At 62.3% G+C, this 24,476-nt stretch carries 25 protein-coding genes; 9 read left to right on the top strand and 16 right to left on the bottom strand.

Translation table 11 applies throughout. The annotated features are described in order from the left end of the window. Positions 1-3: 3 nt before the first annotated feature. Positions 4-702, bottom strand: a complete 699-nt coding sequence (tsaB, locus tag RF819_RS08715; RefSeq protein ID WP_078364627.1) for a tRNA (adenosine(37)-N6)-threonylcarbamoyltransferase complex dimerization subunit type 1 TsaB — start codon at positions 700-702, stop codon at positions 4-6. 16 nt (positions 703-718) lie between these two features. Then, entirely contained in the window at positions 719-1,750 is a 1,032-nt protein-coding gene (locus tag RF819_RS08710; protein ID WP_143541643.1) for a DMT family transporter, read from the bottom strand. A gap of 34 nt (positions 1,751-1,784) precedes the next feature. Between RF819_RS08710 and dacB the strand changes: the two genes are divergently transcribed. Further along, entirely contained in the window at positions 1,785-3,278 is a 1,494-nt protein-coding gene (dacB, locus tag RF819_RS08705; protein ID WP_078364625.1) for a D-alanyl-D-alanine carboxypeptidase/D-alanyl-D-alanine endopeptidase, read from the top strand. 65 nt (positions 3,279-3,343) lie between these two features. Next, entirely contained in the window at positions 3,344-3,598 is a 255-nt protein-coding gene (locus RF819_RS08700) for a SemiSWEET transporter (RefSeq protein WP_078364624.1), read from the top strand. 13 nt (positions 3,599-3,611) lie between these two features. Here the strand turns inward: RF819_RS08700 and RF819_RS08695 are convergent, their stop codons facing one another. The 3 genes from RF819_RS08695 to purE are packed head-to-tail and all read right to left on the bottom strand — an operon-like array spanning position 3,612 to position 6,347. Further along, positions 3,612-4,622 (bottom strand): L-threonylcarbamoyladenylate synthase, encoded by a 1,011-nt coding sequence (locus tag RF819_RS08695; protein WP_078364623.1) that lies wholly within the window; start codon positions 4,620-4,622, stop codon positions 3,612-3,614. Positions 4,623-4,650: 28 nt separating this feature from the next. After that, the gene (locus RF819_RS08690; RefSeq protein WP_078364622.1) at positions 4,651-5,856 is read right to left on the bottom strand and encodes a 5-(carboxyamino)imidazole ribonucleotide synthase; all 1,206 of its coding nucleotides are present in this window, start codon (positions 5,854-5,856) and stop codon (positions 4,651-4,653) included. Further along, positions 5,853-6,347: a 5-(carboxyamino)imidazole ribonucleotide mutase gene (gene purE, locus RF819_RS08685; RefSeq protein WP_078364621.1), complete on the bottom strand. Its 495-nt coding sequence runs from the start codon at positions 6,345-6,347 to the stop codon at positions 5,853-5,855. Before purE ends, RF819_RS08690 begins: the two co-directional genes overlap by 4 nt. 49 nt (positions 6,348-6,396) lie before the next feature. Between purE and trxA the strand changes: the two genes are divergently transcribed. Both trxA and RF819_RS08675 read left to right on the top strand, forming a co-directional pair. Then, on the top strand, positions 6,397-7,353 hold the full coding sequence (gene trxA / locus RF819_RS08680) for a thioredoxin (protein WP_078364620.1): 957 nt from the start codon (positions 6,397-6,399) through the stop codon (positions 7,351-7,353). A gap of 136 nt (positions 7,354-7,489) precedes the next feature. Then, on the top strand, positions 7,490-7,945 hold the full coding sequence (locus RF819_RS08675; RefSeq protein WP_078364619.1) for a PAS domain-containing protein: 456 nt from the start codon (positions 7,490-7,492) through the stop codon (positions 7,943-7,945). Positions 7,946-7,969: 24 nt separating this feature from the next. Here the strand turns inward: RF819_RS08675 and RF819_RS08670 are convergent, their stop codons facing one another. Then, complete coding sequence (locus RF819_RS08670) at positions 7,970-8,365, bottom strand: ribbon-helix-helix domain-containing protein (RefSeq protein ID WP_078364618.1); 396 nt, start codon at positions 8,363-8,365, stop codon at positions 7,970-7,972. Positions 8,366-8,499: 134 nt separating this feature from the next. Continuing rightward, positions 8,500-9,081 (bottom strand): DJ-1/PfpI family protein, encoded by a 582-nt coding sequence (locus RF819_RS08665; protein ID WP_078366853.1) that lies wholly within the window; start codon positions 9,079-9,081, stop codon positions 8,500-8,502. Between the two features lie 160 nt (positions 9,082-9,241). Between RF819_RS08665 and RF819_RS08660 the strand changes: the two genes are divergently transcribed. Together RF819_RS08660 and RF819_RS08655 are read left to right on the top strand one after the other, a co-directional pair. Further along, the gene (locus RF819_RS08660; RefSeq protein ID WP_078364617.1) at positions 9,242-10,012 is read left to right on the top strand and encodes a threonine/serine exporter family protein; all 771 of its coding nucleotides are present in this window, start codon (positions 9,242-9,244) and stop codon (positions 10,010-10,012) included. 3 nt (positions 10,013-10,015) lie between these two features. After that, on the top strand, positions 10,016-10,522 hold the full coding sequence (locus tag RF819_RS08655; RefSeq protein WP_078364616.1) for a threonine/serine exporter family protein: 507 nt from the start codon (positions 10,016-10,018) through the stop codon (positions 10,520-10,522). 88 nt (positions 10,523-10,610) lie between these two features. Here RF819_RS08655 and RF819_RS08650 read toward each other — a convergent pair whose 3' ends face one another. From RF819_RS08650 to def, 9 genes are all read right to left on the bottom strand, one after another. Further along, the gene (locus RF819_RS08650) at positions 10,611-11,531 is read right to left on the bottom strand and encodes a phosphoribosylaminoimidazolesuccinocarboxamide synthase (protein ID WP_078364615.1); all 921 of its coding nucleotides are present in this window, start codon (positions 11,529-11,531) and stop codon (positions 10,611-10,613) included. 493 nt (positions 11,532-12,024) lie between these two features. After that, on the bottom strand, positions 12,025-13,089 hold the full coding sequence (gene fba / locus RF819_RS08640; RefSeq protein ID WP_078364613.1) for a class II fructose-bisphosphate aldolase: 1,065 nt from the start codon (positions 13,087-13,089) through the stop codon (positions 12,025-12,027). 205 nt (positions 13,090-13,294) lie between these two features. After that, positions 13,295-14,374: a class II fructose-bisphosphate aldolase gene (gene fbaA, locus RF819_RS08635; RefSeq protein ID WP_078364612.1), complete on the bottom strand. Its 1,080-nt coding sequence runs from the start codon at positions 14,372-14,374 to the stop codon at positions 13,295-13,297. Positions 14,375-14,825: 451 nt separating this feature from the next. After that, the gene (locus RF819_RS08630) at positions 14,826-16,721 is read right to left on the bottom strand and encodes a phosphoenolpyruvate carboxykinase (GTP) (RefSeq protein WP_078364611.1); all 1,896 of its coding nucleotides are present in this window, start codon (positions 16,719-16,721) and stop codon (positions 14,826-14,828) included. 360 nt (positions 16,722-17,081) lie between these two features. After that, positions 17,082-18,608 carry a methyl-accepting chemotaxis protein gene (locus tag RF819_RS08625; RefSeq protein WP_078364610.1) on the bottom strand — a complete coding sequence of 509 codons (1,527 nt, stop codon included), beginning with the start codon at positions 18,606-18,608 and terminating at the stop codon, positions 17,082-17,084. 140 nt (positions 18,609-18,748) lie between these two features. Further along, complete coding sequence (locus RF819_RS08620; protein WP_078364609.1) at positions 18,749-19,099, bottom strand: AzlD domain-containing protein; 351 nt, start codon at positions 19,097-19,099, stop codon at positions 18,749-18,751. Continuing rightward, positions 19,096-19,839: an AzlC family ABC transporter permease gene (locus RF819_RS08615; RefSeq protein WP_078364608.1), complete on the bottom strand. Its 744-nt coding sequence runs from the start codon at positions 19,837-19,839 to the stop codon at positions 19,096-19,098. The genes RF819_RS08620 and RF819_RS08615 overlap by 4 nt, the downstream gene beginning before the upstream one ends. Before the next feature lie 9 nt (positions 19,840-19,848). Beyond that, positions 19,849-20,808 carry a methionyl-tRNA formyltransferase gene (gene fmt, locus RF819_RS08610; protein WP_078364607.1) on the bottom strand — a complete coding sequence of 320 codons (960 nt, stop codon included), beginning with the start codon at positions 20,806-20,808 and terminating at the stop codon, positions 19,849-19,851. Then, a complete protein-coding gene (gene def, locus RF819_RS08605) occupies positions 20,805-21,326 on the bottom strand; it encodes a peptide deformylase (protein WP_078364606.1) in 522 nt (173 codons plus the stop codon). The genes fmt and def overlap by 4 nt, the downstream gene beginning before the upstream one ends. A gap of 129 nt (positions 21,327-21,455) precedes the next feature. On the opposite strand from def, the gene RF819_RS08600 reads away from it, so the two are divergent. Genes RF819_RS08600 through RF819_RS08590 form a run of 3 tightly spaced genes read left to right on the top strand, consistent with a single transcriptional unit; the run spans position 21,456 to position 24,472 of the window. Further along, the gene (locus tag RF819_RS08600; RefSeq protein ID WP_078364605.1) at positions 21,456-22,664 is read left to right on the top strand and encodes a LysM peptidoglycan-binding domain-containing protein; all 1,209 of its coding nucleotides are present in this window, start codon (positions 21,456-21,458) and stop codon (positions 22,662-22,664) included. Positions 22,665-22,711: 47 nt separating this feature from the next. Beyond that, on the top strand, positions 22,712-23,935 hold the full coding sequence (gene dprA / locus RF819_RS08595; protein ID WP_078364604.1) for a DNA-processing protein DprA: 1,224 nt from the start codon (positions 22,712-22,714) through the stop codon (positions 23,933-23,935). 60 nt (positions 23,936-23,995) lie between these two features. Then, positions 23,996-24,472, top strand: coding sequence for a Smg family protein (locus RF819_RS08590; protein WP_078364603.1), 477 nt, complete (start codon positions 23,996-23,998; stop codon positions 24,470-24,472). Positions 24,473-24,476 lie beyond the last annotated feature (4 nt).

Below are 24,476 nucleotides of genomic sequence, written 5' to 3'. Positions count from 1 at the left end.
GGTTCAGGTCGCAGATTTGGCGGCCGCGCGTTCCAGCGTGGTCTGCGCCACCTTGTCGCGGATGTAGGTGGGCAGCGCCTGTGCTGCCGGCACCGCGCCGCCAGCGGCCAGCAAGGCCGGCGCCAGCCGCAGCATGGCCGTTGCGGTGGGCAGCGCCAGCAGGCGCAGACCGGGGCCATCGGGCAGGCGCGCACCATAGGCGGCAAACCCATTGCCCGCCAGCACACCCACGCCATCCCAGCCCAGGCTCTCCGGCTTGATCAGGCTGCAGCCCTTGATCTGTCGCCACACATCACTCTCAAAAATGTAGCTGGCGGTGTACAGCTCGTCCATGCGTGCGTCGAGCAGGCTGGTGACCACCAAGCCGCTCGCACCCGACAGCTGCCAACGCGCTTCTTCGGCCACGGCCAGCAGCGTGTCCACCGGCAGCACCGGCACATTTGCCCCAAAAGCCAGGCCCTGCGCCACCGAACAGGCGGTACGCAGCCCGGTGAACGAGCCCGGCCCGGCGCCAAACACAATCGCGTCGAGCTGGTCAAAAGACAGATCGGCCTGCGCCAGCAGCTGTTGGATCTCTGGAATCAGGTGTGTGGAGCTGTGGGCGCCACCGGCGGCACTGTGCTGCCAGGGCGCGGTCACACCAGCGCGCTGCACAGCGATCGACATCTGTTCGGTACTGGTGTCCAGGGCCAAGAGGTTCATGTGTCTATCCATCAAATCAACCACCAGCCCTTTTGGATACTGGCTTCACAGCTATGTTTTTAGAAGGGTTCGGTGCTGCCGCACGCACCCCGAACAAAATGCCGCCGGTCACCAGCAGCAGGCCCGCTGCCAGGTTCCAGTGCAGCGGTTCACCGAGCAGCAGCACCGCGCTCAGGGCCGAGAGCCCCGGCACCAAGGCGGTGATCATGGTCGAGCGCACCGGGCCAAAGTGGCGAATCATCTGGGTGAAGGTCACGCCCGAGATCACCACCGAACCCCAGCCCTGAAAAGCCGCCTGGAACAGCAGGTCGCGCCAGGGCGCATGGAACAGCTGCGACTTGACCACACCGGTCAAGGCCATCGCGGTGTACATCGGCAAATAGGCCACACAAGCAAAGGTGGTGATGGCGATGGTGGCGCGCACCGCGTCGAGCCGGTAGTGGCGCGCCAGCACGCTGTAACAGGCCCAGCACATGGCCGCTGTCATGAACAGCAGGTCACCGATCCAGACCGATCCGCCTTCAAACACCTGCAGCAGGCTCAGGCCGCCCACCAGCAGGTCGCCAAGCACAATCAGCGCCAGACCCGCAGCGCGCGCCGGCGTGATCCGGTCAGACAGCAGCCACATCGCCAGCAAGGCCGTCCACAGCGGCAGGCTGCCCGGCATCAGCACCGAGGCGTGTACCGCCGGTGCATACACAAAGGCGCTGTAGGCCAGCAAGGCGTAGAGCAGTCCGCCAAAAAAGCCGGTCTTGATGGTGATGTGGCCCGGCAAGGGCGAGATGCGCAGCCAGGACGAGCCGCGAATACCTCGGGCGCGGTCCTGGTGCACCAGCCAGGCCCCCAGGGGCAGCAGGATCAGGCAGGCGCCCACAATGCGGCAGTAGGCGATGTCAAACGGAGTCAGCAGGCCACCACGAGCCGGGTCGTTCGAGGCCCGTGCAATCACAATGAACGAGGTCCAGATCAGCACCGTGATCACGGCCGCAGCAATGCCTACCGTGCGGGAGGAAAAACGGGCCAGAAGAGGGTGGGGGGCATCGGTCATGAGCGGCATTATCCGTGGCCCGGATAATCCGCCCATGACCCGACCACCCTCACTCTGCCGCCACCAACTGGCCCGCTGTTTGTTACCCCTCTGGCTTGGTCTCAGCGCGCTGGTCGCTGGCGCCCAGGCGTTGCCCGAGCCGATCAGCAGCGCTCTGGCGCGTGCCCAGCTGCCACCCGATGCCATCAGCCTGCTGGTGGTGGATGCCAACGGCCTCTCGGCGCCACGTCTGAGTCACCGGGCCGAGGTGCTGGTCAACCCGGCCTCGGTCATGAAACTGGTGACCACCACCGCCGCACTGGACCTGCTCGGCCCGGCCTACACCTGGCGCACCCCGGTGTGGCTGGATGGCCCGGTGGTCAACGGTGTGCTCAAGGGCAACCTGGTGATCGCTGGCCAGGGTGACCCTGCGCTGACGCTCGAAAAACTCTGGCTGCTGCTGCGCCGGGTGCAAGGCCTGGGGGTGCAGCGGATTGCGGGTGACATCGTGCTCGACCGCAGCGCTTTTGCCCCACCCATCAGCCAGCCGGGCGACTTTGACGGTGAGCCGCTGCGCCCCTACAACGCCAGCCCCGAGGCGCTGCTGGTCAACTTCAAGTCCATCCTGATGACCTTCACCCCCGACCCGGCCAACCGGGTGGCGCGGGTGCAGATCGACCCGCCGCTGGCCGGGGTGCAGATGCCCAGCAGCGTGCCGCTGCTCGGCAGTGCCAGCGCAGATGGCTGCGGGGACTACCGTGGTGGTCTGCAAGCGGATTTTTCTGACCCGACCCGCATCCGTTTGGCGGGCGGTTACCCGATGGGCTGTGGTGAAAAGCTCTGGCCGGTGGCCTACATCGACCCGCCCAGCTACGCCGCCCGCGCGATCGAAGGCCTGTGGCGCAACCAGGGTGGCAAGCTCGATGGCCGCGTGTTGGATGGCCGCGCCCCGGCCACCAGCCCGAGTTTTTGGGTGAGTTCACCCACGCTGGCCGAGGTGATCCGCGACATCAACAAGTTCAGCAACAACGTGATGGCGCAGCAGCTGTTTCTGACACTGGCGCGCCAAGCCGACGCAAGCAGCCCGGCCAGCTTTGAGGCCGCGCGTGAGGTGCTGCGGGGCTGGTGGCAGCGCCGCATTGCGCTGGCAGGCACCGCCACCCAGGCGCTGGCGGTGCCGCAAATCGAGAACGGCGCCGGGCTGTCGCGCCAGGCACGCATCAGCGCTGCCGCTCTGGGCCGGATGCTGCAGGTGGCTTACCTGTCGCCCTACATGCCCGAGCTGATGGCCTCGCTGCCGTTGGTGGGTCTGGACGGCACCCTCAAACGCAGCCGTGCCGCGCTGGCCAGCGCTCACCTCAAAACCGGCAGCCTGCGGGATGTGCAGGCTGTGGCCGGGTATGTGCATGGCAGCAACGGCCGCCATCTGACGCTGGTGGCCATCGTCAACCACCCCAATGCGGCCGCCGCGCGGCCGGTGTTGGAGGCGGTGGTGGACTGGGCGGCGGCAGAGGCTGGCACATCCGGCAACACCACCTTGGGACGTTGAGCAGAGCCGACACAAATGGACACATGCTTGACCGACAATCGGGTTTTCCCTTAAACCCCATTCCCATGACTTTGATTGACATCATTGGCTCGGTCGCCGCCACGCTGACCACCATCAGTTTTTTACCCCAGGCCTGGCACACCTTCCGCACCAAAGATGTCAGCGGCATCTCGCTGGGCATGTACTGCGTGTTCACCACGGGTGTGGCGTGTTGGCTGGTCTATGGCCTGCTGATGGACGCCTGGCCGATCGTGATCTCCAATGCCATCACGGTGTCGTTGGCCGCGATGATCCTGGGGATGAAGCTGCGCTACCGCTGAGCGCCGCTGGCGCTCAATACGCGGCGCGCTGTAGCCGGTCGCGCACACCGTCCCACTCGGGCGTGGCCGGTGGGGTCTGCACCCAGATCTGAGACACCCCTTGGGCATCCAGCGCACGCAGCGTGGCAAACAGCTGCTGGGCCGCTTGTGCCGCATCCACCGGCATGGCCTGCCACAGGCAGCGGGTATCAGACAAGGCCAGCGGCTTGTGGGACCAGATGCCCAACACCGGGCCAGCCGCAGAACTCGCCTCCGCCAGCATCAAGGGGGCTCCTTGGTCCATGGCCGCCGCATCCATCAGGCGCACCCGAGCCCGGGGTGCGTAGTGCGAGTCCAAGGTGCCAGAGGCCTTGGGCGCTTGTTTTTCAAGGGTTGATAGCTCTTCTTTTTGGAGCACTTTGAGGCCGCAAGCCGCTTGTACCTGTTCCGGCGTGATGGCGCCCGGGCGCAGCAGCACCGGCTGGCCCCGGCTGCAGTCGATGATGGTGGACTCGATGCCCACGCTGCAGGCGCCACCGTCCAGAATCAGCAGCTCCTCCCCAAACTCACCCGCCACATGGGCTGCAGTGGTGGGGCTGACGCGGCCAAACTTGTTGGCGCTCGGCGCGGCCACACCCCACACCCCTTGTGTCGCGCAGGCTTGCAACAGCGCTTGCGCCACCGGGTGTGACGGGCAGCGCAGGCCCACGGTGGGGTTGCCACCGGCGGCGGCCTGGGCCACACCGGGTTGGCGCGGCAGGATCAGGGTCAGCGGGCCGGGCCAGAAGGCCGCCATGAGTTTTTGCGCGAAGTCGGGAGTGTCTGCCGCGTAATGGGCTGTCGCCGCTGCATCCGCGACATGCACGATCAGCGGGTGGTCGGCTGGGCGACCCTTGGCGACAAAAATTTGCGCCACCGCAGCGTCGTTGTCGGCGTCGGCTGCCAGCCCATAGACCGTCTCGGTAGGCAAGCCCAACAGCCTGCCAGCCCTGATGCTGTCTGCTGCTTTTGCTATAGATGGTGCGTTGTTGCCGGGCAGGATCACAGGCGCCCCCTTGTCCTCTGGAGTCGCTTCAAAATGCCTCGATCCCCAGCAGGCGGGCAGCCTCCAAGGCCACCGCATTGGCCTCAGCCGCCGTTGCAGCGGTCACGGTCAGGTGGCCCATCTTGCGCCCGGGTTTGGCCTGTAACTTGCCGTACAGGTGCAAATGCACCCCGGGCAAGGCTAGCACCGTATCCCAGGGCGGGATGCATCCATTCACCCACAGGTCGCCGAGCAGGTTGAGCATCACGGCGGCGCTGTGGTGGCGCGGCTGCACCAGCGGCAGACCGGCCAGGGTGCGCACCTGCAGGTCAAACTGCGACTGGTCACATGCGTCCAGCGTATAGTGGCCGCTGTTGTGCGGGCGCGGCGCCATCTCGTTGACCACCAGGCCACCGAGTGCGGCAGATTCGGGCGAACCCTCGGCCAGCACAAAAAATTCGACACACAACACACCGACGTAGTTCAGCTCATCAGCTATTTTTTTGGTAGCTGTTACCGCTTTATCAACAAGGGCTGGAGGCAGATTTCCTTCATAAGCCTGGGTTACCGCCAGAATGCCCTGGCGGTGCAGGTTGCGCTGCGGCGCAAAGTGGACACAAGCGCCATCCCAGCCACGCGCCACAATCACCGAACACTCGTCGGCCAGCGGCAGCATCTGCTCCAGCACACAGGGCACGTGTTTGAGGGCGTCCCAGGCGCTGGCCAACTCGGCCCGGTTGCTCACGCGCAGTTGGCCCTTGCCGTCGTAACCGAGGCGGGCGGTTTTCAAAATACCGGGCAGCAGGCTGTCGGCCACCGTCGCCAGGTCGGCCGCGTTCTCGATCACCGCATAAGGCGCCACCGGCACCCCGCTGCGTGCCAGGTGGGCTTTCTCCTGGATGCGGTCCTGCGCAATCGCCACCGCTTCGGCATTTGGTGCGGTCGGCCGGGTCGCGGCCAGGGTGGCCAGGGCGGCGGCGGGCACGTTTTCGAACTCGGTGGTGACAGCCGCACAGTGTTGCACCAGCTTTGCCAGGCCCTGTGTGTCCAGGTAATCCCGCTGGATGTGTTGGTGGCTCACCAGTCCGGCCGGGCTGCTGGTGTCGGGGTCGAGCACCACGGTGAAGTAGCCCATGCTCTGCGCCGCGTGCACAAACATGCGCCCGAGCTGGCCACCCCCCATCACGCCCAGAGTGGCGGGTTGTCCGTTGTCACTCCAGCCGGTGCTGCCCGGCAAACAATGGGGCTGGCTCATGGTGTGGGCGGCAGCGTCATGTCGCGCGCCGTCTGGGTTTGTTCGGCGCGGAAATCCTCCAGGCGGGCGCGCAGCACGATGTCGTTGTTGGCCAGCATGGCCACCGCAAACAGCGCGGCGTTGGCCGCGCCCGCAGCGCCGATGGCAAAGGTGGCCACCGGAATGCCCTTGGGCATCTGCACGATGCTGTGCAAGGAGTCCACCCCGCTGAGGTGTTTGGAGGCCACCGGCACACCGAGCACCGGCACCGTGGTTTTGGCCGCCAGCATGCCCGGCAGGTGCGCCGCACCACCGGCGCCGGCGATGATGGCTTTGAGGCCACGGCCCACCGCGTCTTGCGCGTAGGCAAACATGTCATCAGGCATCCTGTGGGCAGACACCACACGGTACTCGTGCGGCACACCGAACTGTTGGAGAATATGGACTGCGTGTTGCATGGTGTCCCAATCCGAGCTGGAACCCATGAGCACACCGATTTGGATGTTTTTCATCCCCGAATTTTACGTTTGACCCCGTTCAACCCCCAAGCCCCCCACCGCCATGATTGACATTACCCTGCAAAACTTCGAAACCGAGGTGATTGCCGCCTCCATGACCCAGCCGATCCTGATCGACTTCTGGGCGCCCTGGTGCGGCCCGTGCAAGACCATGGGGCCGGCGCTGGAGCAGCTTGAAGAAGACTACCAGGGCCGCTTCACCCTGGCCAAGATCAACGCCGACGACGAGCAGCAGCTGGCCGGTGCCTTTGGCATCCGCAGCATCCCGACCTGCATCCTGATGTTGGGCGGCAAACCGGTGGACGGTTTCACCGGTGCCCAGACACCTGCCCAGATCAAGGCCTTTCTGGACAAACACCTGCCCAGCGAGGCAGAGGAAATTGGCGAGGCCGAGGCCGACGAAGCCATGGCGCTGCTGGAGTCGGGCGACGCCCAGGCCGCGCTCGAAAAACTGGGTGATGCACTGGCCGCTGACCCCGGCAACGACGACACCCGTTACGACTATGTGCGCCTGCTGATCCAGCTCGGTGGTCACGAGGAAGCTGAGGCTGCGCTGGCGCCCAAGCTGGCCGAGATCCCGCGCAAGCTGCGTTTCGAGGCGCTGTCACAGTGGCTCAATGCCATCAAATTCATAGCTACCAGCCCTTATGCGATGTGGGATGAGGCGCAATTTGACGAACGGATTGCGGCCAACAAGCGCGACTTTGACATCCGTTTTGCCAAAGCCCGCTTGTTGATGGCGGTGGGTGAATGGACCGCCGCCATGGACGAGCTGCTGGAAATCATCATGCGCGACAAGAAGTGGGCTGACGAGGCCCCGCGCAAGGCCATGGTGGCGATTCTGGAATTGCTCACCCCGCCCAAACCCAAAATCGCGGCACCGGCGCCGGGCAAAACCACCCCCAGCATCGAGGTGCTGGGCAAGGTGGCTGCCCCCGAAGACCCGCAGGCCGCCCTGGTCTCGACCTACCGCCGACGCCTGAGCATGATGCTCAACTGAGACGCGCCGGGTGGCCGCTTGCCGGGCTACCCTGTGTGCTCAAGCAGGGCGCAAGGCAGCGCCGGGACGTCAGCTGGCGTACATATTCGGTCGATAGAATGAATTCGGGTTGATTCACCCGTAAAGGGCATCTGTCGTGAACGTACCGGTTTCTGATGTCAAACTTCCGCCTGCTGCGGACAAGCACCAAGATCCCAAGGCAATCTTGCGCGCCATGCTGGACGGCTTGTCCGACGAAGCGGTGGTGCTGGATGCACAGGGCAAGATTGTGATGACCAACCTGGCTTGGCGGCAATACCGCCTGGCCTATGGCCCGCAGCCCGACCCAGGTGCCACGGGGCAGGCCTTTAACGAGCTGGAACTGGCCTCACGTGGCCACAGCCCGCACAAACACACCAGCCGGGCGGTGCAGGGCATTCGCGATGTGTTGTCCGGCGACATCGAGGCCTTCAGCCTGACCTACCCCTGCCACACTCCCGACGCCCAAGTCTGGTTCACCATGACGGTGACACCGGTGTTGTGGGAGGGGGATACCGGCGTGTTGATCACCCACACCGACACCACGCCGCGCCACCGGCTCGCGCCGCGCTGAGCGCGCGCAGGTCTCGTGTTGGGTCTAGGCGGCCCGCACCTGGGCCGCGCTGGCAGGCACGGCGGCCAGCATGGCCATCGGCCAGTGCTCGGTGGCCAACACCCGCTGCGCGTTCAGGCTGGCAATCGGGATCGACACGTCGCTCGGGATGCCGCCCGAGAGTTGCAGCGCCAGGTAACGTCCGCAACACACACGCAGAAACGACGCAAAGTTGTCCACCTGGCCGCGTGCCTCGATCAGTTCGTCATAGAGTTTGGTGCACAGCTGCGGCACACCCAGGCCATCACGCCGGGCGATGGTATCCAACACATTCCAGAACAGGTTTTCGAGGCGGATGCTGGTGGCCACGCCGTGCAGGCGCACCGAGCGTGCGCGGCTTTGGTACAGATGCGGATCAGCGCTGACAAAGACCTGGCACATGGGCGACTCCGAGAGGTGGTGGTGCGAGTCAGCATGCCGACCGTGTGGGTGGGCGTCAATCCGGGCAAACCAGGGGCGGCCCAGGCAGGTTGTGTGGGCTCTTCTCCACCGTCCAACTTGGACCGCCTATCGTTTTACAGCGTGATCCGGGTGCCCAGCAGGGCCAGAAACTGTGCCATCCAAGCCGGGTGGGCGGGCCAGGCCGGGGCGCTGACCAGGTTGCCCTCGGTGAAGGCGCCGTCGATGGCAATGTCGGCATAGGTGCCGCCTGCGCGCTCCACCTCGTAACGGCAGGCCGGGTAGGCCGAGCAGCTGCGCCCTTTGAGCACGTCTGCCCCGGCCAGCAGTTGTGCACCGTGACAGATCGCGGCCACCGGTTTGTTGGCACTGAAAAAGTGCTGCACCATAGCCACCACCGCCGGGTAGGTGCGCAGGTACTCGGGGCCACGGCCACCAGGGATCACCAGCGCGTCGTAGTCCTGCGCCTGGATATCGGCAAACGTGGCATTCAGGCTGAAGTTGTGGCCCGGCTTTTCGCTGTAGGTCTGCGCGCCTTCAAAGTCGTGGATGGCGGTTTTGATCTGCTCACCTGCCTTTTTGTCCGGGCACACCGCATGCACCGTGTGGCCCACGGTCAGCAGCACCTGGAACGGCACCATGGTTTCGTAGTCTTCGCAGTAGTCACCACAGATCATCAGTATCTTTTTGGCTGCCATGTTGGTCTCCTGTTGGTTGGTCGGCCCGTGCATTGTTGGGTGGGCTGCTGCGCTTGTGGTGGTAGCGGGTTGTGACAGCCGCGTCTGTTTGGCGGGCTGCGGTTCACCTGGCACGTAAAATGCGCCGCTTTCTTCAACCAGCAGCCACTTGTAACCACCCATGCCCACGAGCCACCGATCCGACTACGATGAACTGGGCGAACTGTTGCTGGACATTGGTGTGATGCTGATGGTCTCGGGCGCCAATACCGAGCGCATCAAAATCACCGTGGAGCGCATCGCCAATGCCTTTGCCTGTGTGCCCGATCTGCTGATCACCAACCACGCGCTGATGTTGACCCTGACCTACCCGGACAGCAACAAGGTGTTCACCAGTGTCAAGTGGATGCCCGGCATGCACCTCAATTTCAACCTGATCTCTGACATCAGCACCATGAGCTGGCAGATCGTGCTGGAAAAGTGGTCTGTGGCGCGGATTGCCGAGGAGCTCAAAATGCTCAACCGCAAACCGCTGTACCCCAGGTACCTGGTGCTGCTCTTGGTGGCGCTGGCCGGTGCCTCGTTCTGTCGGCTGTTTGGCGGCAACCTGACCGAAATGCTGGCGGTGTTTGTGGCCTCGTTTTGTGGCCTGTATGTGCGCCAGGAAGCGATCAAGCTCAAGTTCAATTTTTACGTCTCGATCTTTTTTGCTGCGGCCACCGCCGCGCTGGTGGCCGGTGTCTATTTCCACTTCCACCCTGACGAGGTCTACAGCCACGCGTTTTCCACCTCGGTGTTGTTCCTGATTCCGGGTGTGCCGATGATCCATGCGATTTCTGACCTGATGGATGGCCACACCCTCAACGGCATCGTGCGTGGTGTCAATGTGATGATCATGGCGTTTGCCATTGCCCTGGGGCTGACGGTTGCCCTGGTGGCCTACAAGTTCTGAGCCATGAATACCTTGTTGTTTCTCGAAAAAGGCATCTGGCTGGGTTGTGCCGCCATCGGTTTTGCGGTCTTGTTCAACGTGCCGCGGCGCACGCTGGGCACCATTTTTGTGATCGCCGCTCTGGGCGGGCTGCTCAAAATCGGCCTGTTGCAGCAGGGTGCGGTGGCGGCCCTGGCCACCTTGGCCGGTGCGGCGTTGATTGGGCTGCTCAGTGTGCTGGCGGCGCACCAGCGCAAGGCGCCGCCGATGATTTTTGCGATTCCGGCGGTGATCCCGATGATTCCCGGCTTTTTTGCCTACCAGGCCATGGTGGGCATGATCGAGCTCACCGTCGAAAAAGACCCGGTGATCTACAGCAAGATCTTTTTTGCCACGGTCAACAACGGTTTGTCGGCGTTTTTTGTGATGCTGGCGCTGTCGGTGGGGGTGGCGATCCCGATGCTGATCTCACGCAAACAGACCATCAAACGTTTGCAGCCCGATGAAAATCTGGAAGTGGAGATGGAATAAGGGCTGGTCTCTGACCAGCCCTTCACCTTTAAAACCGTAGCTGCCAGCCCAATCAGCATAAGGGCTGGAGGCTGATTTCATGCATCACTCAGCTGGTCAACCGGGTCAGCGCTTCCTGGTATTTGGCCGAGGTTTTGTCAATGACCTCACGTGGCAGATGCGGTGCGGGCGGGGTTTTGCTCCAGAGCCGACCACCGACTTGGGCGGTCTCCAGCCAGTCGCGCAAAAACTGTTTGTCGTAGCTGGGCGGGTTGACACCTTCCACATAACTCTCGGCCGGCCAGTAACGCGAGGAGTCGGGGGTCAGCACCTCGTCCATCAGCACCAAGGTGCCGTCCTTGTCCAGGCCAAATTCAAACTTGGTGTCGGCAATGATGATGCCTTTGGTCGCGGCGATCTCGCTGGCGGCCTTGTAGATGGCGATGCTGATGTCGCGGATGCGTGTGGCCAAGTCAACGCCGATCATCTCGACGGTTTTCTCAAAGGTGATGTTTTCATCATGCTCGCCCATCTCGGCCTTGGCGGCGGGGGTGTAGATGGGTTCGGGCAATTTGCTGGCGTTCTTCAAACCTGTGGGCAGGGGCACACCACACACCGACTGGCTGGCCTGGTATTCCTTCCAGCCGCTGCCAGCCAGGTAACCACGCACCACGGCCTCCACCGGAATCGGTTTGAGGCGCTTGACCAACATCGAGCGGCCGGTGACTTGCGGTACTTCCGCTGCGGTCACCACACTCTCAGGCGCCTCGCCGGTGAGGTGGATCGGGCACAGGTTCAGGCCCTTGGGGCCGAGTTTGTCAAACCAGAACAGCGCCATCTGGGTCAGCAGCACACCTTTGCCAGGAATCGGCTGGCCCATGATCACGTCAAAGGCGCTGATGCGGTCGCTGGCCACCATCAGGATGCGGTCGTCCCCCACCGCATAGTTGTCGCGCACCTTGCCGCGTGCCAGCAGGGTCAGCGAGGTCAGGGAAGAGGTGTGAACGGTGGTTTCTGCAGGGGTGGTCATGGAATGGGTGCCAGTCAAAAAAGTCAATCAAGCCAAGGGGTGAGTTTAGGTTCAATGGGCCGAATTTTTTACGCTGGCGGCGTGTGATTGATCGGATGTGCTGGCCCCCGCTTTGATTTTGAAGACCACAAACCGTTCAGGGGGCGCTGACCGGTGTGGTGGGCCATGTCAGCCAAGGCCGCAGGCCTCAGACGCGCTGCGCTTTGCGACATCGGCCCACTGCCTTGGCTGACATGGCCCGAGACCGGCTTGGGTTCTCTGGCTGCGAATGCCGGGGCCGTGATCTGAAGCGCCGCCAGCAGTGGTTGGGCCATTGGGGTGCGCCGATGTCGCAAAGCGAAGCGCGTCTGAGGCGAGTCCCAATGGCCCGGCCACTGCCATCCAAATACTATGCATTCAATAGCTTTATCCCCTTTATATCAAAGGGGTAGAAGCACATTTTCTATACGAAAAAGCCACCCGCAGGTGGCTTGCCCGCAGCGCTGAAGTCGACTCAGTTGACCACCTGCGCCAGCTCACCACGTGCGTATCTGGCGGCCACCACCGTCAGGTTGTCGCCTTTGATCTTGGCGGCCTGGCCTTCACAGCCGAATTCGAGGTAACGCTGTTTGCACAGTTGTTTGGCGGCTTCGCGGGCCGGTTTAAGCCAGTCGCGCGCGTCGAACTTGTCGGGGTTCTCAAACAGGAATTGGCGCACCGCCGCGGTCATGGCCAGGCGGATGTCGGTGTCGATGTTGATCTTGCGCACACCGTACTGGATGGCTTTCTGGATCTCTGCCACCGGCACGCCATAGGTTTCCTTCATCTTGCCGCCGTACTGGTTGATCGTGGCCAAGTAGGCCTGCGGCACGCTGCTGGAGCCATGCATCACCAAGTGTGTGTTGGGCAGGCGGGCGTGGATTTCCATCACGCGGTCGATCGCGAGGATGTCGCCGGTGGGCTGGCGGCTGAACTTGTAGGCGCCGTGGCTGGTGCCAATCGCAATCGCCAGCGCGTCGAGTTGGGTGCGTTTGACAAACTCGGCGGCTTGTTCGGGGTTGGTGAGCATCTGCTCGCGCGTCATGGTGGCATCTGTCCCGTGACCGTCTTCCTTGTCACCCTTCATGGTTTCCAGGCTGCCCAGGCAACCGAGTTCACCTTCGACCGTGACTCCCACGGCGTGGGCCATGTCGACCACCTTGCGGGTGACGTCGACGTTGTATTCAAAACTCGCGATGGTTTTGCCGTCACCTTCCAGGCTGCCGTCCATCATGACCGAGCTGAAGCCCAGGTTGATCGCGCCCTGGCAGACGCCCGGGTTCTGGCCATGGTCCTGGTGCATCACCAGCGGAATGTGCGGGTAACTCTCGATGGCGGCCTGGATCAGGTGTTTGATGAACGGCTCACCCGCGTACTTGCGGGCACCGGCGCTGGCTTGCAGGATCACCGGGGCACCCACCTCGTCGGCGGCGGACATCACGGCCTGGACCTGCTCCAGGTTGTTCACATTAAACGCCGGGATGCCGTAGCCGTTGACCGCCGCGTGGTCCAGCAGTTCGCGCATAGAAACAAGTGCCATGGTGGTGTCCTTGGTAAGGTTTTGACAATTGTGTATTTTGAAATACAAAAGCACACAAAACCCTTACAGTAAACCCTAGGTCTGACCGCTCCGTGACGGATGGCTGGCAAGACATGGGCCAGCGACAGTCCTGACCCTGATCAGCTCCATGAAAAAAGGCCGATGTTTCCATCGGCCTTGTGCTCTGAACGCGAATGCCTGTGGCTTACAGGGTGTTCACCGCATTGAGTTCCTGGAAGGCCTGCTCCAGGCGGCCGATCATGCCGAGCTGGCCGGCACGTTGCCAGACGCGTGGGTCATAGAACTTCTTGTTGGGTTTGTCCTCACCGTCGGGGTTGCCGATCTGGCCTTGCAGGTAGCCTTCGTTCTTTTTGTAGAAACCCATCACACCTGCCCAGGTGGCCCATTGGGTGTCGGTGTCGATGTTCATCTTGACCACGCCGTAGCTGATGGCTTCCTTGATCTCGTCGGCGCTGGAGCCCGAACCACCGTGGAACACAAAGTCCAGCGTGTTGGGCGCGACTTTGTATTTTTCCGAGACAAACTTTTGCGAGTTGTCGAGGATCTTGGGGGTGAGCTTGACGTTGCCCGGTTTGTAGACACCGTGCACATTGCCGAACGAGGCGGCAATGGTGAAGCGGTGGCTGATCTTGCTGAGCTCTTCGTAGGCATAAGCCACGTCTTCGGGCTGGGTGTAGAGCAGGGAGTGGTCCAGGCCGCTGTTGTCCACGCCGTCTTCTTCGCCACCGGTGACGCCAAGTTCAATCTCCAGCGTCATGCCCATCTTGGCCATGCGGGCCAGGTACTTGCCGCAGATTTCGATGTTTTCCTTGAGCGACTCTTCCGACAGGTCGAGCATGTGGGAGCTGAACAGCGGTTTGCCGGTTTCGGCAAAGTGTTTTTCACCGGCGTCGAGCAGGCCGTCAATCCAGGGCAGCAGCTTTTTGGCGGCATGGTCGGTGTGCAAAATCACTGGTACACCGTAGGCTTGGGCCATCAGGTGCACGTGTTTGGCACCAGAAATGCCACCCAGAATGGCGGCTTGCTGGCCGTCGAGCTTCAAACCTTTACCGGCCACAAACCCCGCACCACCGTTGGAGAACTGGATCACCACCGGGGACTTGACCTTGGCCGCCGCTTCCAGCACCGCGTTGACGGAGTCGGTGCTGATGACGTTCACGGCGGGCAACGCAAACTTGTTGGCTTTGCAAATGGCGAAGATTTTTTGCACATCGTCACCCGACACCACGCCAGGTTGAACCACGTCGAGAATTTTTTGAGACATTGACGATCCTTTTCAGTTAGTTGAGTTGAGGAAGAAAAAACCGGGGCCATGCTGACACGGTCAACCCCAGCAAGTCGCGCGTCTCTGGGCGACCCGGTGCGGCGCAGGGCCGTCTGGCGGAGGTAAAACAGTGTGCAGCGGTCATTTTGGACAAATTTGACAAGGGCAACAACGGGTTGGCATCTGCTTGACGCCACCCCGCTCCACATGATTTCCAGCAAGTCACATATCAAAAAATCTGCACTTGCGCGCTGATTGTCGTGGTCTGGCCAAAGCAAAGCTTAACCAACATCAAACTTTAATGTAATCGTTTTCATGAATGTCCCTGAACCAGGGTTCGGTGCGCAGAAACAGCCTGCTGGCCCCGGTCCGTGCTGCCCTGCGTCCGCACCAACAAAAAAGCCACCTCGCGGTGGCTTTGTGACGGCTGACCCCGGGTCGCCCCGGGCCATCAGGCGGCCAGTTCGGCCTCGATACGCGCCTTGGTGTCGGTCAAGGCCTTGGGCAGGTGGTAGGCCAGTTTGGCAAAGAGTTCATTATGCAAGGCCATCTCGTCTTTCCAGGCGGCCTTGTCGATGCTGGTGACGGTCTTGAACTGCGCTTCAGAGAAGTCCAGGCCTTTCCAGTTGATGGCCGAGTAGGTGGGCGTGAGGCCGAAGAAGTACTCTTCCCCTGCGGGTGCCGTGCCGTCCAGACGGTCCAGAATCCACTTGAGCACACGCATGTTCTCACCGTAACCCGGCCAGGCAAACTTGCCATCCGCATCCTTGCGGAACCAGTTGGTGGTGTAGATCTTGGGCAGCTTGACACCTTTGGCTTCGAGCTCGGCACCCAGGGTCAGCCAGTGCTGGAAGTAGTCACTCATGTTGTAGCCGGTGAACGGCAACATGGCAAACGGATCACGCCGCACCACACCGGCTTGGCCAACCGCCGCTGCGGTGGTTTCCGAACCCATGGTGGCGGCCATGTAGACACCGTCGACCCAGCTGCGCGCTTCGGTCACCAGCGGCACCGTGTTGGCACGGCGACCACCGAACATGAAGGCGTCGATCGGCACACCTGCGGGGTTATCCCACTCGGGGTCGAGTGCCGGGTTGTTGGTGGCCGACACCGTGAAGCGCGAGTTCGGGTGCGCTGCCTTGGCACCTGTGGCCTTGGCGATCTCGGGTGTCCAATCGTTGCCTTTCCAGTCGATCAAATGCGATGGCAGGGCCTTGCCGGGGGTGTCGTATTCCAGGCCTTCCCACCAGACATCCCCATCATCGGTCAGGGCGACGTTGGTGTAGATCACGTTTTTGTCCAGGCACAACATGCAGTTGGGGTTGGTCAACATGTTGGTGCCCGGCGCCACGCCGAAATACCCTGCTTCTGGATTGATCGCGTACAACTTGCCGTCCGCACCGGGCTTGATCCAGGCGATGTCGTCACCCACGGTGGTGATCTTCCAGCCTTCAAAACCAGCGGGTGGCACCAGCATGGCAAAGTTGGTTTTGCCACAGGCGCTTGGGAAAGCCGCCGCCACATAGTGTTTTTTGCCTTCGGGGTTGGTGGCACCCAGAATCATCATGTGTTCGGCCAGCCAGCCTTCGTCACGCGCCATGTTGGAGGCGATGCGCAGCGCAAAACATTTTTTGCCGAGCAGCGCATTGCCACCGTAGCCCGAGCCAAAGCTCCAGATTTCACGGGTTTCGGGGTAGTGGACGATGTATTTGTTGGTGTTGCACGGCCAGGTCACATCTTTTTGACCAGGTGTCAAAGGCGCACCCACGCTGTGGACACAGGGGACGAACTCACCGTCGGCACCCAGCACGTCGTAGACGGCTTTGCCCATGCGCGTCATGATCTTCATGTTGACCGCCACATAGGCGCTGTCAGAGAGTTCGATGCCGATGTGCGCAATCGGGCTGCCCAGCGGCCCCATGCTGAACGGGATCACATACATGGTCCGGCCTTGCATACAACCGTCAAACAGGGCTTTGGTGCCGTCGGCCTGGCCGGTCTGCAGCAGCGCACGCATTTCGGCCGGAGCCATCCAGTTGTTGGTGGGGCCGGCGTTTTCCTTCTTGTCGGAGCAGATGAAGGTGCGGTCTTCGACCCGGGCCACGTCGCTGGGGTCACTGCAGGCCAGAAAGCTGTTGGGCCGTTTGACCGGATTGAGCTTCTTGAAAGTGCCTGCGTCCACCAGCAGCTGGCACAGGCGGGTGTATTCCTCTTCCGAGCCATCACACCAGTACACGGCGTCGGGGCGGGTCAGGGCGGCGATCTCTGCCACCCAGGAAATCAAACCTTGGTTGCGCACATAAGCGGGGGCATTGCGGGATAAGTCATGCTGCGTTTCGGCGTTCATTGAACCTCCTGGTAAAACCGTTTCATTGCATCAAGCAAAACTTATTGTGAGCGTTTCACCTTACCTGAAACTGTTCAAACGCAAGGAAACTGATTTTTGTTAACTGCATTTGACAAAAATATTTTTCAGCAGATTGACGCAAGCCGCAGCGTAGACACGGCGCGGCTGCAAATGCAGTCGAATGGAACGGAAAACGCCAGCAGGAGAGGGTATCCGTGTGAGACCAAGGAGCCTGAGATTTTGAGCGGTTTTGGCCTCTGGCCCTTATAAATAAAGGGCATGTTGCTATATAAATGCTTTTAGAAAGCTTGACAGCAGCAGGCTGTGCTTACCTGGCTGTCTCGGTGTGGGCCAGCCGGGTCAGACGTTGAGCCATTCCGAGTTCAGATAACAGCCGCAACCCAACAGGTGCTGCTGGTCCAGCGGCACCACGTACGAGGTCTTGGCCTGGGTTTCGCGGCTGACCGGGTTGGTGATCACGTAATTGACCCAGCCACCCTGTTCCCTGTCACACACCGCCCAGGCATCGGCAATCAGTTTTTCCGCGTCCAGACCGGGAATCACACGCAAGTCGGTGTTGTCTTTTTCGGGCAAAGCGCCGTGCACCTGGTAGATCCCGGCCCGGTCAAAAATGAAGATGTAGAGGTCGCGGTCAATGAAGGGTTTGCTGCGGTCATGGAAGTCGCGCACCGCCTGGGCGTAGCCCACCTGGCGCAGGTGCGCCAGGGCGTTGAGCGTCATCTGGCGTGCCTGGTCGGCGGTGCCCTGGTGCAAGCGGATGTCACCGACCGAGACCTCCAGGATCGAGGCCTGGTTGATCAGGCGCTCAGCGTTGACACCGGCGCGGCTGACCAGCACCGCGTTCTCCTGGGTCAGCACGTCGAGGTCGCCCACCGCGTGCACCACTTCTTCCAGCGCAGCACTTTGTGAGGCACTGCCCTCGGCCATGACATTGATGTTGGTGGCAATGCCGCCAATGCCGGAGATCAGGCTGGCCATGCTGTCGTTGATCTGTTTGATGCCATGCACCGTTTCACCCACGCGTTGGGACGACTCGGCAATCAGGTCACGGATTTCAGCGGCCGCGTCCTGGCTGCGTTTGGCCAGGTTGCGCACCTCGGCCGCCACCACGGCAAAACCCCGGCCTTGTTCACCGGCGCGTGCCGCCTCCACCGCGGCATTGAGCGCCAGCAAATTGGTCTGGAAGGCAATACCGTCGATCACCCCGATGATCTCGGACATGCGTTTGGAGGTCACCTCCAGCGGGCCCATGCTCTGCATGGCCTCGGTCATCTTTTTACCGGCCGAATCGGCTTCCTGGTGCAGGCTGGCCGTCATCTGGCTGACCTGCTGCGCCGCCTGGGCGTTTCGCGCCACCGTTTCGCTGACATGTTTGACGTGGACCGAGGTCTGCTGAAGGTGCTGGCCTTGGGCCTGCGCACGTTCTGCCAGGCCGCGGGTGTCTTCGACCAGGGTTTTGCCGGTGTCCCCCAGCAACACGGCCGCGGTGCGGATGTTGGCCACCATGCTCGACATGTTGGTGACCATCTGCTGCAACTGTTGGCCAAATCCGCCCAAGGACGGCTCCTTGCCAGAGGCCGCTTGCGACAGGTCTCCGTGTGACACCCGGGTCATGGCGCTATCCATGTGTTGGGCCTCGCCACCCATGAGGCTGACGTAGGCCAGCTGCAAATACAGCCAGATGGCCAAACCTGCCAGCACCAGCCAAACCAACACCGCGCTTTCTGGTGCGTGGGGCGCCGAAGCTGTCAACCACATGAATCCCATGACCAGCCCTACCAGCAGCATCGGGATCGGCAACACCCAAAAGCGCCACCGGGCCGACAAGGGCCTGAGCAATGTGATTCCCGGCGACAACAGATTCATGGGCTTCTTTCAGATCAGCCTGAGACAGGCGGTTGGGCCTCAGAGCCAGCCCCAGAAACACGTCTGTACAAGCCAGCGGTGGGTGTCAGAGGGGCTCAGTCCATTCTAGGGGCCGCCCCGTTGCGGCGCCGTCAGGGCTTCTACCAACCCAAAAGCAAATGCAGCGGCAGGTACACCAGCATGCCCACCACAATCGTGCCCAGCACCGCCTGCCGCTGGGTCTTGTGTGTCAGAAACCAGGCCGTACCTGCCAGCGCGGCAAACAGCCGGGCGTCTTGCCAGCTGTGGATGAACTCACCCTGGGTCATGACCAGTTCGGGAACAATCACCGCCGCCAGGGCTGCAATTGGTGCATATTGCAAACCGCGCTGCATCCAGCCGGGCAACTGCCAGGGGCGGCTCGAGAGGAAAAACAGCGAACGTGTCAGCACCGTGATGACCGTCAGGCCGAGGATCACCAGCACCGTCCAGAGATCGGTTTCGGCGTTCATGGCGCGGACTCTACCCGGGTGTTTTTGGCTCGGTGGGCTGCCTCCAGCATCAGGCTCATGGCCACCGCAGCGGCAATCGCCACCAGGATGTTGAGTTTGAAGGGCAGGGCAAATGCTGCCACCGCTGCCGCCCCGGCCACACCGGCGCTGACCCAGCGCAGCGGGCTCGATGCCAGCGACAACAAGACCCCGAGCAGCGCCAAAATACCGGCAAAACCCAGACCCCAGCTCGCCGGGATCAGGCCCGCCAGCACAATGCCCAGCACCGTGAAACTCTCCCATGAGGCCCAGCTGAGCCCGCAGTTGCCCGCCAGATAGGCCTGCTGTGCCTGCAGCTGCTCTGGGCTGTTGCCATGCTGCGGGTAGCGCCGGGTGAACTGCACATAACTCAGGTCGGTCAGCAGATAACCGGTGAGCAGCCGCTCACGCAGTGGCAAATGCATCAGATAGGGACGCATGTGGGCGCTGAACACCACAAAGCGCAAATTGACACACCAGCCGGTGGCCAGCACCACCCAGGCGGGTGCGCCAGCGGCGATCAGCGGAATGGCGGCCAGCTGCGAACTGCCGGCAAACACAATCAGGCCCATCAACAAGGACTCAAAGGTGCTCAGCCCCGAGTTCACCATGGCCACACCGGTCATCAGCGCCCAGGCGGCCAAACCCGGCGCCGCCCCCAGCGCATCCATCACCCCCACCCGAAATTCGGGGTGCCGGAACAAGGAGGGTTTAAAAAACACGGGCGGGACCTAACCCAGCAGTGTGCCAGGCTGCAGCGGCACCCCGCGCAGGAAGTCGGCCACGCTCAGGCGTTTGCCACCGGCGCGTTGTAATTCGGTGATGTGGACAATGGAATCCATAGCAGCTACAGCAATGTGGTCCTGGGCTAGCGCCACAATTTGTCCACAAGCCTGGTCGGCCAAGGGTTGGCCCGGGCCGGGGCAAGCCGCCCACACCTTGAGTGATTCACCCCCCAGCACGGTGCTGGCGCCAGGCGCCGGGTTGAACGCCCGCACCCGCCGCGTGATGGTTTCTGCGCTCTGGCACCAGTCGATCACCGCCTCGGCCTTCTCGACCTTGGTCGCGTAGGTGATACCTTCAGTGGGCTGGGGCACCGGCTGGAGTGCGCCTTGCTGCAACAACTGCAGTGCCTGCACCATCAACACCCCACCCAGGTTTGCCAGCTGGTCGTGCAGGCTGCCGGTGGTGTCGGTGGCCAAAATCGGCAGCGCCTGTGCCAGAAGCATGTCGCCGGTGTCGAGCCCGGCGTCCATCTGCATGATGGTGATGCCGGTTTGCGCATCCCCGGCCTCGATGGCGCGGTGGATCGGCGCCGCACCACGCCAGCGTGGCAGCAAGGAGCCGTGGATGTTGAAGCAGCCGTGTCGGGGCAGATCCAGCACCCACTGCGGCAGGATCAGTCCGTAGGCCGCCACCACCATTGCATCGGCTTGTGCGGCTTGCAGCAGATCTTTTGCCGCTTGGGCCTCATCGGGGTATTTGCCATCCAGACGCAGGCTACGCGGCTGGGCCACGGGGATGCCATGTTGCAAGGCCAGCTGTTTGACCGGGGATGCTTGTAATTTGAGGCCGCGCCCGGCCGGGCGGTCCGGCTGGGTCAGCACCAAGCTGATCTGGTGACCCGCCGCCAGCAACTGAGCCAGCGCAACGGCGGCAAACTCCGGCGTACCGGCAAAAACCAGCTTCAAACCAACTTGGCAACGCGGCCTTCGCGCTGCGCTTTGAGCAATTTGGTCTTGATGCGGTTGCGCTTGAGTGGTGACAAGTACTCGACAAACACCTTGCCCATCAGGTGGTCCATCTCGTGTTGCAGGCACACCGCCAGCAGGCCATCGGCTTCGATCACGCGGGATGTACCGTCACGGTCCAGCGCCTCGACCTTGACCGCATCATGACGGACCACACCATCGTAAATGCCGGGCACCGACAGGCAGCCTTCTTCGTTGAGGTGGGTTTCCGGGCTGGTCCAGACCAGTGTGGGGTTGATCACCACCAGCGGGCTGTCGCGCCCCTCGGAGGTGTCCAGGACAATGACCCGTTCATGCACATCGACCTGGGTAGCGGCCAGCCCCACGCCGTTGGCCTCGTACATGGTTTCCAGCATGTCGTCGACCAGTGTCTGGATGCGGTCATCCACCGCCGCCACGGGTTTGGCCACCGTGTGCAGCCGGGTGTCTGGGTAGCAAATAATTGTCAGTAATGCCATAGTATGTGTCCTGCGATGTCGTTATTTTCGCTATATTTTTGACTGGTTGCACAATCGCCGGGTGAGAATCGTTGTCCAATCAAGGGCTTGGGCGCAAAATCTCACGCGATACAACAAGGTACGAACCACATGCCGCACACTTTCCTTCGAGCAGCACTCCCCCCTCTGGCTTGTGTCACGCTGGCGTTTGGCTGGCTGGCCGCCGGGGCTGCCCAGGCGCAGAACTTCCCCATCACAGCCCAGCAGCGTGCCACCGCCGACCAAGTCGCACACGCCGGGGTGGCCCTGACCGATTTGCGGCCTGATGCGCCGCAGCGTTACACGATCCAGTCAGGGGATACCTTGTGGTCCATTTCCGGCCTGTTCCTGACCTCACCCTGGCGCTGGCCCGAGCTGTGGGGCATCAACCAGGCTGACATTCGCAACCCACACCTGATTTATCCGGGGCAGACGCTGTATCTGGATACCGCGAATGGCCGCGCCAGGCTGAGTACCCAGGCCAACAGCGACGGCGGCATCCCCACAGTGCGTTTGTCCCCACGCACGCGGATGGAAGGCGTGGTTGACAACGCCTTGCCCACGGTGCAAAACCACCTGATCGAACCCTTCCTGTCCGAGGGCATTGTGGTGGACGATCAGACCATGAACCAGGCGCCACGCATTGTGGCCGCCCAGGATGGCCGGGTGTTCCTGACCCGCGGTGACCGCGCTTATGTGCGCAGCAGCTCGGGCGACCTGACGGACGACCCGACGCAGAAACAAAAAGCCTACCGCATCTTCCGCGACACCAAGCCGCTCAAAGACCCGGTGACTGGAGAAGTGCTGGGTTTTGAGGCGCCTTACCTGGGCAGAGCTTTGCTGTCACGCAGCGAAGGGACGCAGACCTCTGCCCCGTCAGCGGTCGACGCTCCTTCAGAGGTGATTCCAGCGACCTTCGACATTGTGGATGTGAAGGAAGAAATCCGCGTCGGCGACCGCCTCTTGCCCGAGCCACCCCGGCAGCTGGTGAACTATGCGCCCCATGCCCCGGCCAAACCGGTGGACGCACGCATCGTCTCGATTTACGGCACGGGCGTGGTCAATGCGGCGCAAAACCAGGTGGTGATCATCAACAAAGGTAGCCTGGACGGGCTGGAAAATGGGCATGTGCTGGCCATTTTGCAAAGTGGTGCCCGCATGGTTGACAAGACCGATCAGGCGCTGACCAACATCAAGCTGCCCGATGAGCGCAACGGCTTGCTGATGGTGTTTCGTACCTTCGACAAGCTGTCCTATGGCTTGGTGCTGGACATTGTCAGCGGTGTCAAGGTGGGTGACCGGCTCGTCAACCCGCGTTAACAGCCACCACTGGCCCTCTGGCTTGAGCCACAAACCCCAGCAATGTTGTGGAACGTGACGAACTAGCTGCCTGGCTGCGACTGAGCCTGACCCCGGGCGTGGGCAACGACAGCGCCCGCAAACTGCTGGCTGCCTTTGGCCTGCCGCAGGCGATTTTTGAACAAAGCAGCGCCGCCTTGAAACAGGTGGTGAGCCCGGCCCGAGCCCAGGCACTGGGCAGCGAACCGACCCAATTGGCGGAACTGCTGGAGCGCACCTGGTCTTGGCTGCAGCAAGACGCAGAACACGGCCTACGCCGCCGGGTCGCCACACTGGGTGACGCGCTGTACCCTAACGCCTTGCTGAACCTGGACGACCCGCCGTTGATGCTGTACCTGCTGGGCAACGCAGCGTTCAAGGAAAATAGGCCTCCAGCCCTTTTGGACAAAGGGCAGACAGCTTCTGAAAGCATAGCAACTTGCAACACCATCGACACCAGCAGCAGCCTGGCCATGGTGGGCAGCCGCAACCCCACACCCCAAGGTGCGGCCAACGCGCGCCTGTTTGCCAAATCGTTTGCCCAGGCCGGTCTGACGGTGGTCAGTGGTCTGGCGCTAGGCATTGACGGGGCCGCCCACGAAGGTGCGCTGGACGGCGCCAGTGCCAGCCACCAGGCTGTCACCGTGGCGGTGGTGGGCACTGGCTTGGACCGTGTTTACCCCCGGGGGCACCGGGATTTGGCGCACCGCATTGCCCAGCACGGGCTGCTGCTGAGTGAGTACCCGCTGGGTACCCCGCCGCTCACAGCCAATTTCCCCAAACGCAACCGCTTGATTGCCGGGCTGGCGCAGGGCACACTGGTGGTGGAGGCCGCGCTGCAATCGGGCTCGCTGATCACCGCGCGCCTCACGGCCGAACAGGGGCGCGAGGTGTTTGCCATTCCCGGGTCGATTCACGCCGCGCAGTCCCGTGGTTGCCATGCGCTGATCAAACAGGGCGCCAAATTGGTCGAGTCGGCGCATGATGTGCTGGAGGAGTTACAGTGGCCGGGTCGTTTGCCAATAGCTACAACAGTTGCAGCTACTGACCCAGAAGATATGAGGGCTGAGGCCGATTTTTCTCAGAATTCACCGCTGCTCATGGCCATGGGCTTTGACCCGGTTGGGTTGGAGGCCTTGCAAGCCCGCACCGGGCTTGCCACCGCCGATTTACAAGCCCAGTTGATGGGTTTGGAGCTGGACGGCTTGGTGGCGCGGCTGGCGGGTGGCCTCTTTCAACGCCAGGGCGACTGAGGTCTGATTCCCGGCCCAGTTTGAGGGTTTGGGGTGCTCGGGCGGCGGTATATTGAGGCCATGTTTGAAGTCCTCGCGTTTGTTTACGACAACTACCTTGACAGCGATGCATGCCCTGAACTGCTGGCTTTGCACCGCAGCTTGAACACCCAGGGCTTTGCCCCCAGCGAAGTCGACGCCGCGTTGTTGTGGCTGGAGGACTTGAGATTTGCTGCGCGGCAGCTGCCCGAAACCCCTGTGGCGGGCGTACCCCCGCTGCCCGGTGCCGCCGCGGTGCGGGTGTTGTCTGCGCCAGAAAAGCGCCGGCTCGGCGTAGCCGGTTGGGGGTTTCTGGCTTTTCTGGTGTCGGTGGGCGCGTTGCCCACCTTGGAGCTGGAGCTGGTGATGGACCGGGTCACCGCCGCCGGCCCGGGGCCCATCGGTGTGGACGACCTCAAGCTGATTGTGCTGATGGTGTTCTGGGGTCTGCGCCGCACGCCCGATGTGCTGGTGTTGGACGAACTCTGCGATCACCAGAGCACGCGCCTGGCGAACTGAGGGC

The sequence above is a fragment of the Rhodoferax fermentans genome, from assembly GCF_002017865.1.
Classification (GTDB): Bacteria; Pseudomonadota; Gammaproteobacteria; order Burkholderiales; family Burkholderiaceae_C; genus Rhodoferax; species Rhodoferax fermentans.
Note: the sequence above shows the minus strand (reverse complement) of the source record. Positions and strands in the feature narration are given on the sequence as shown.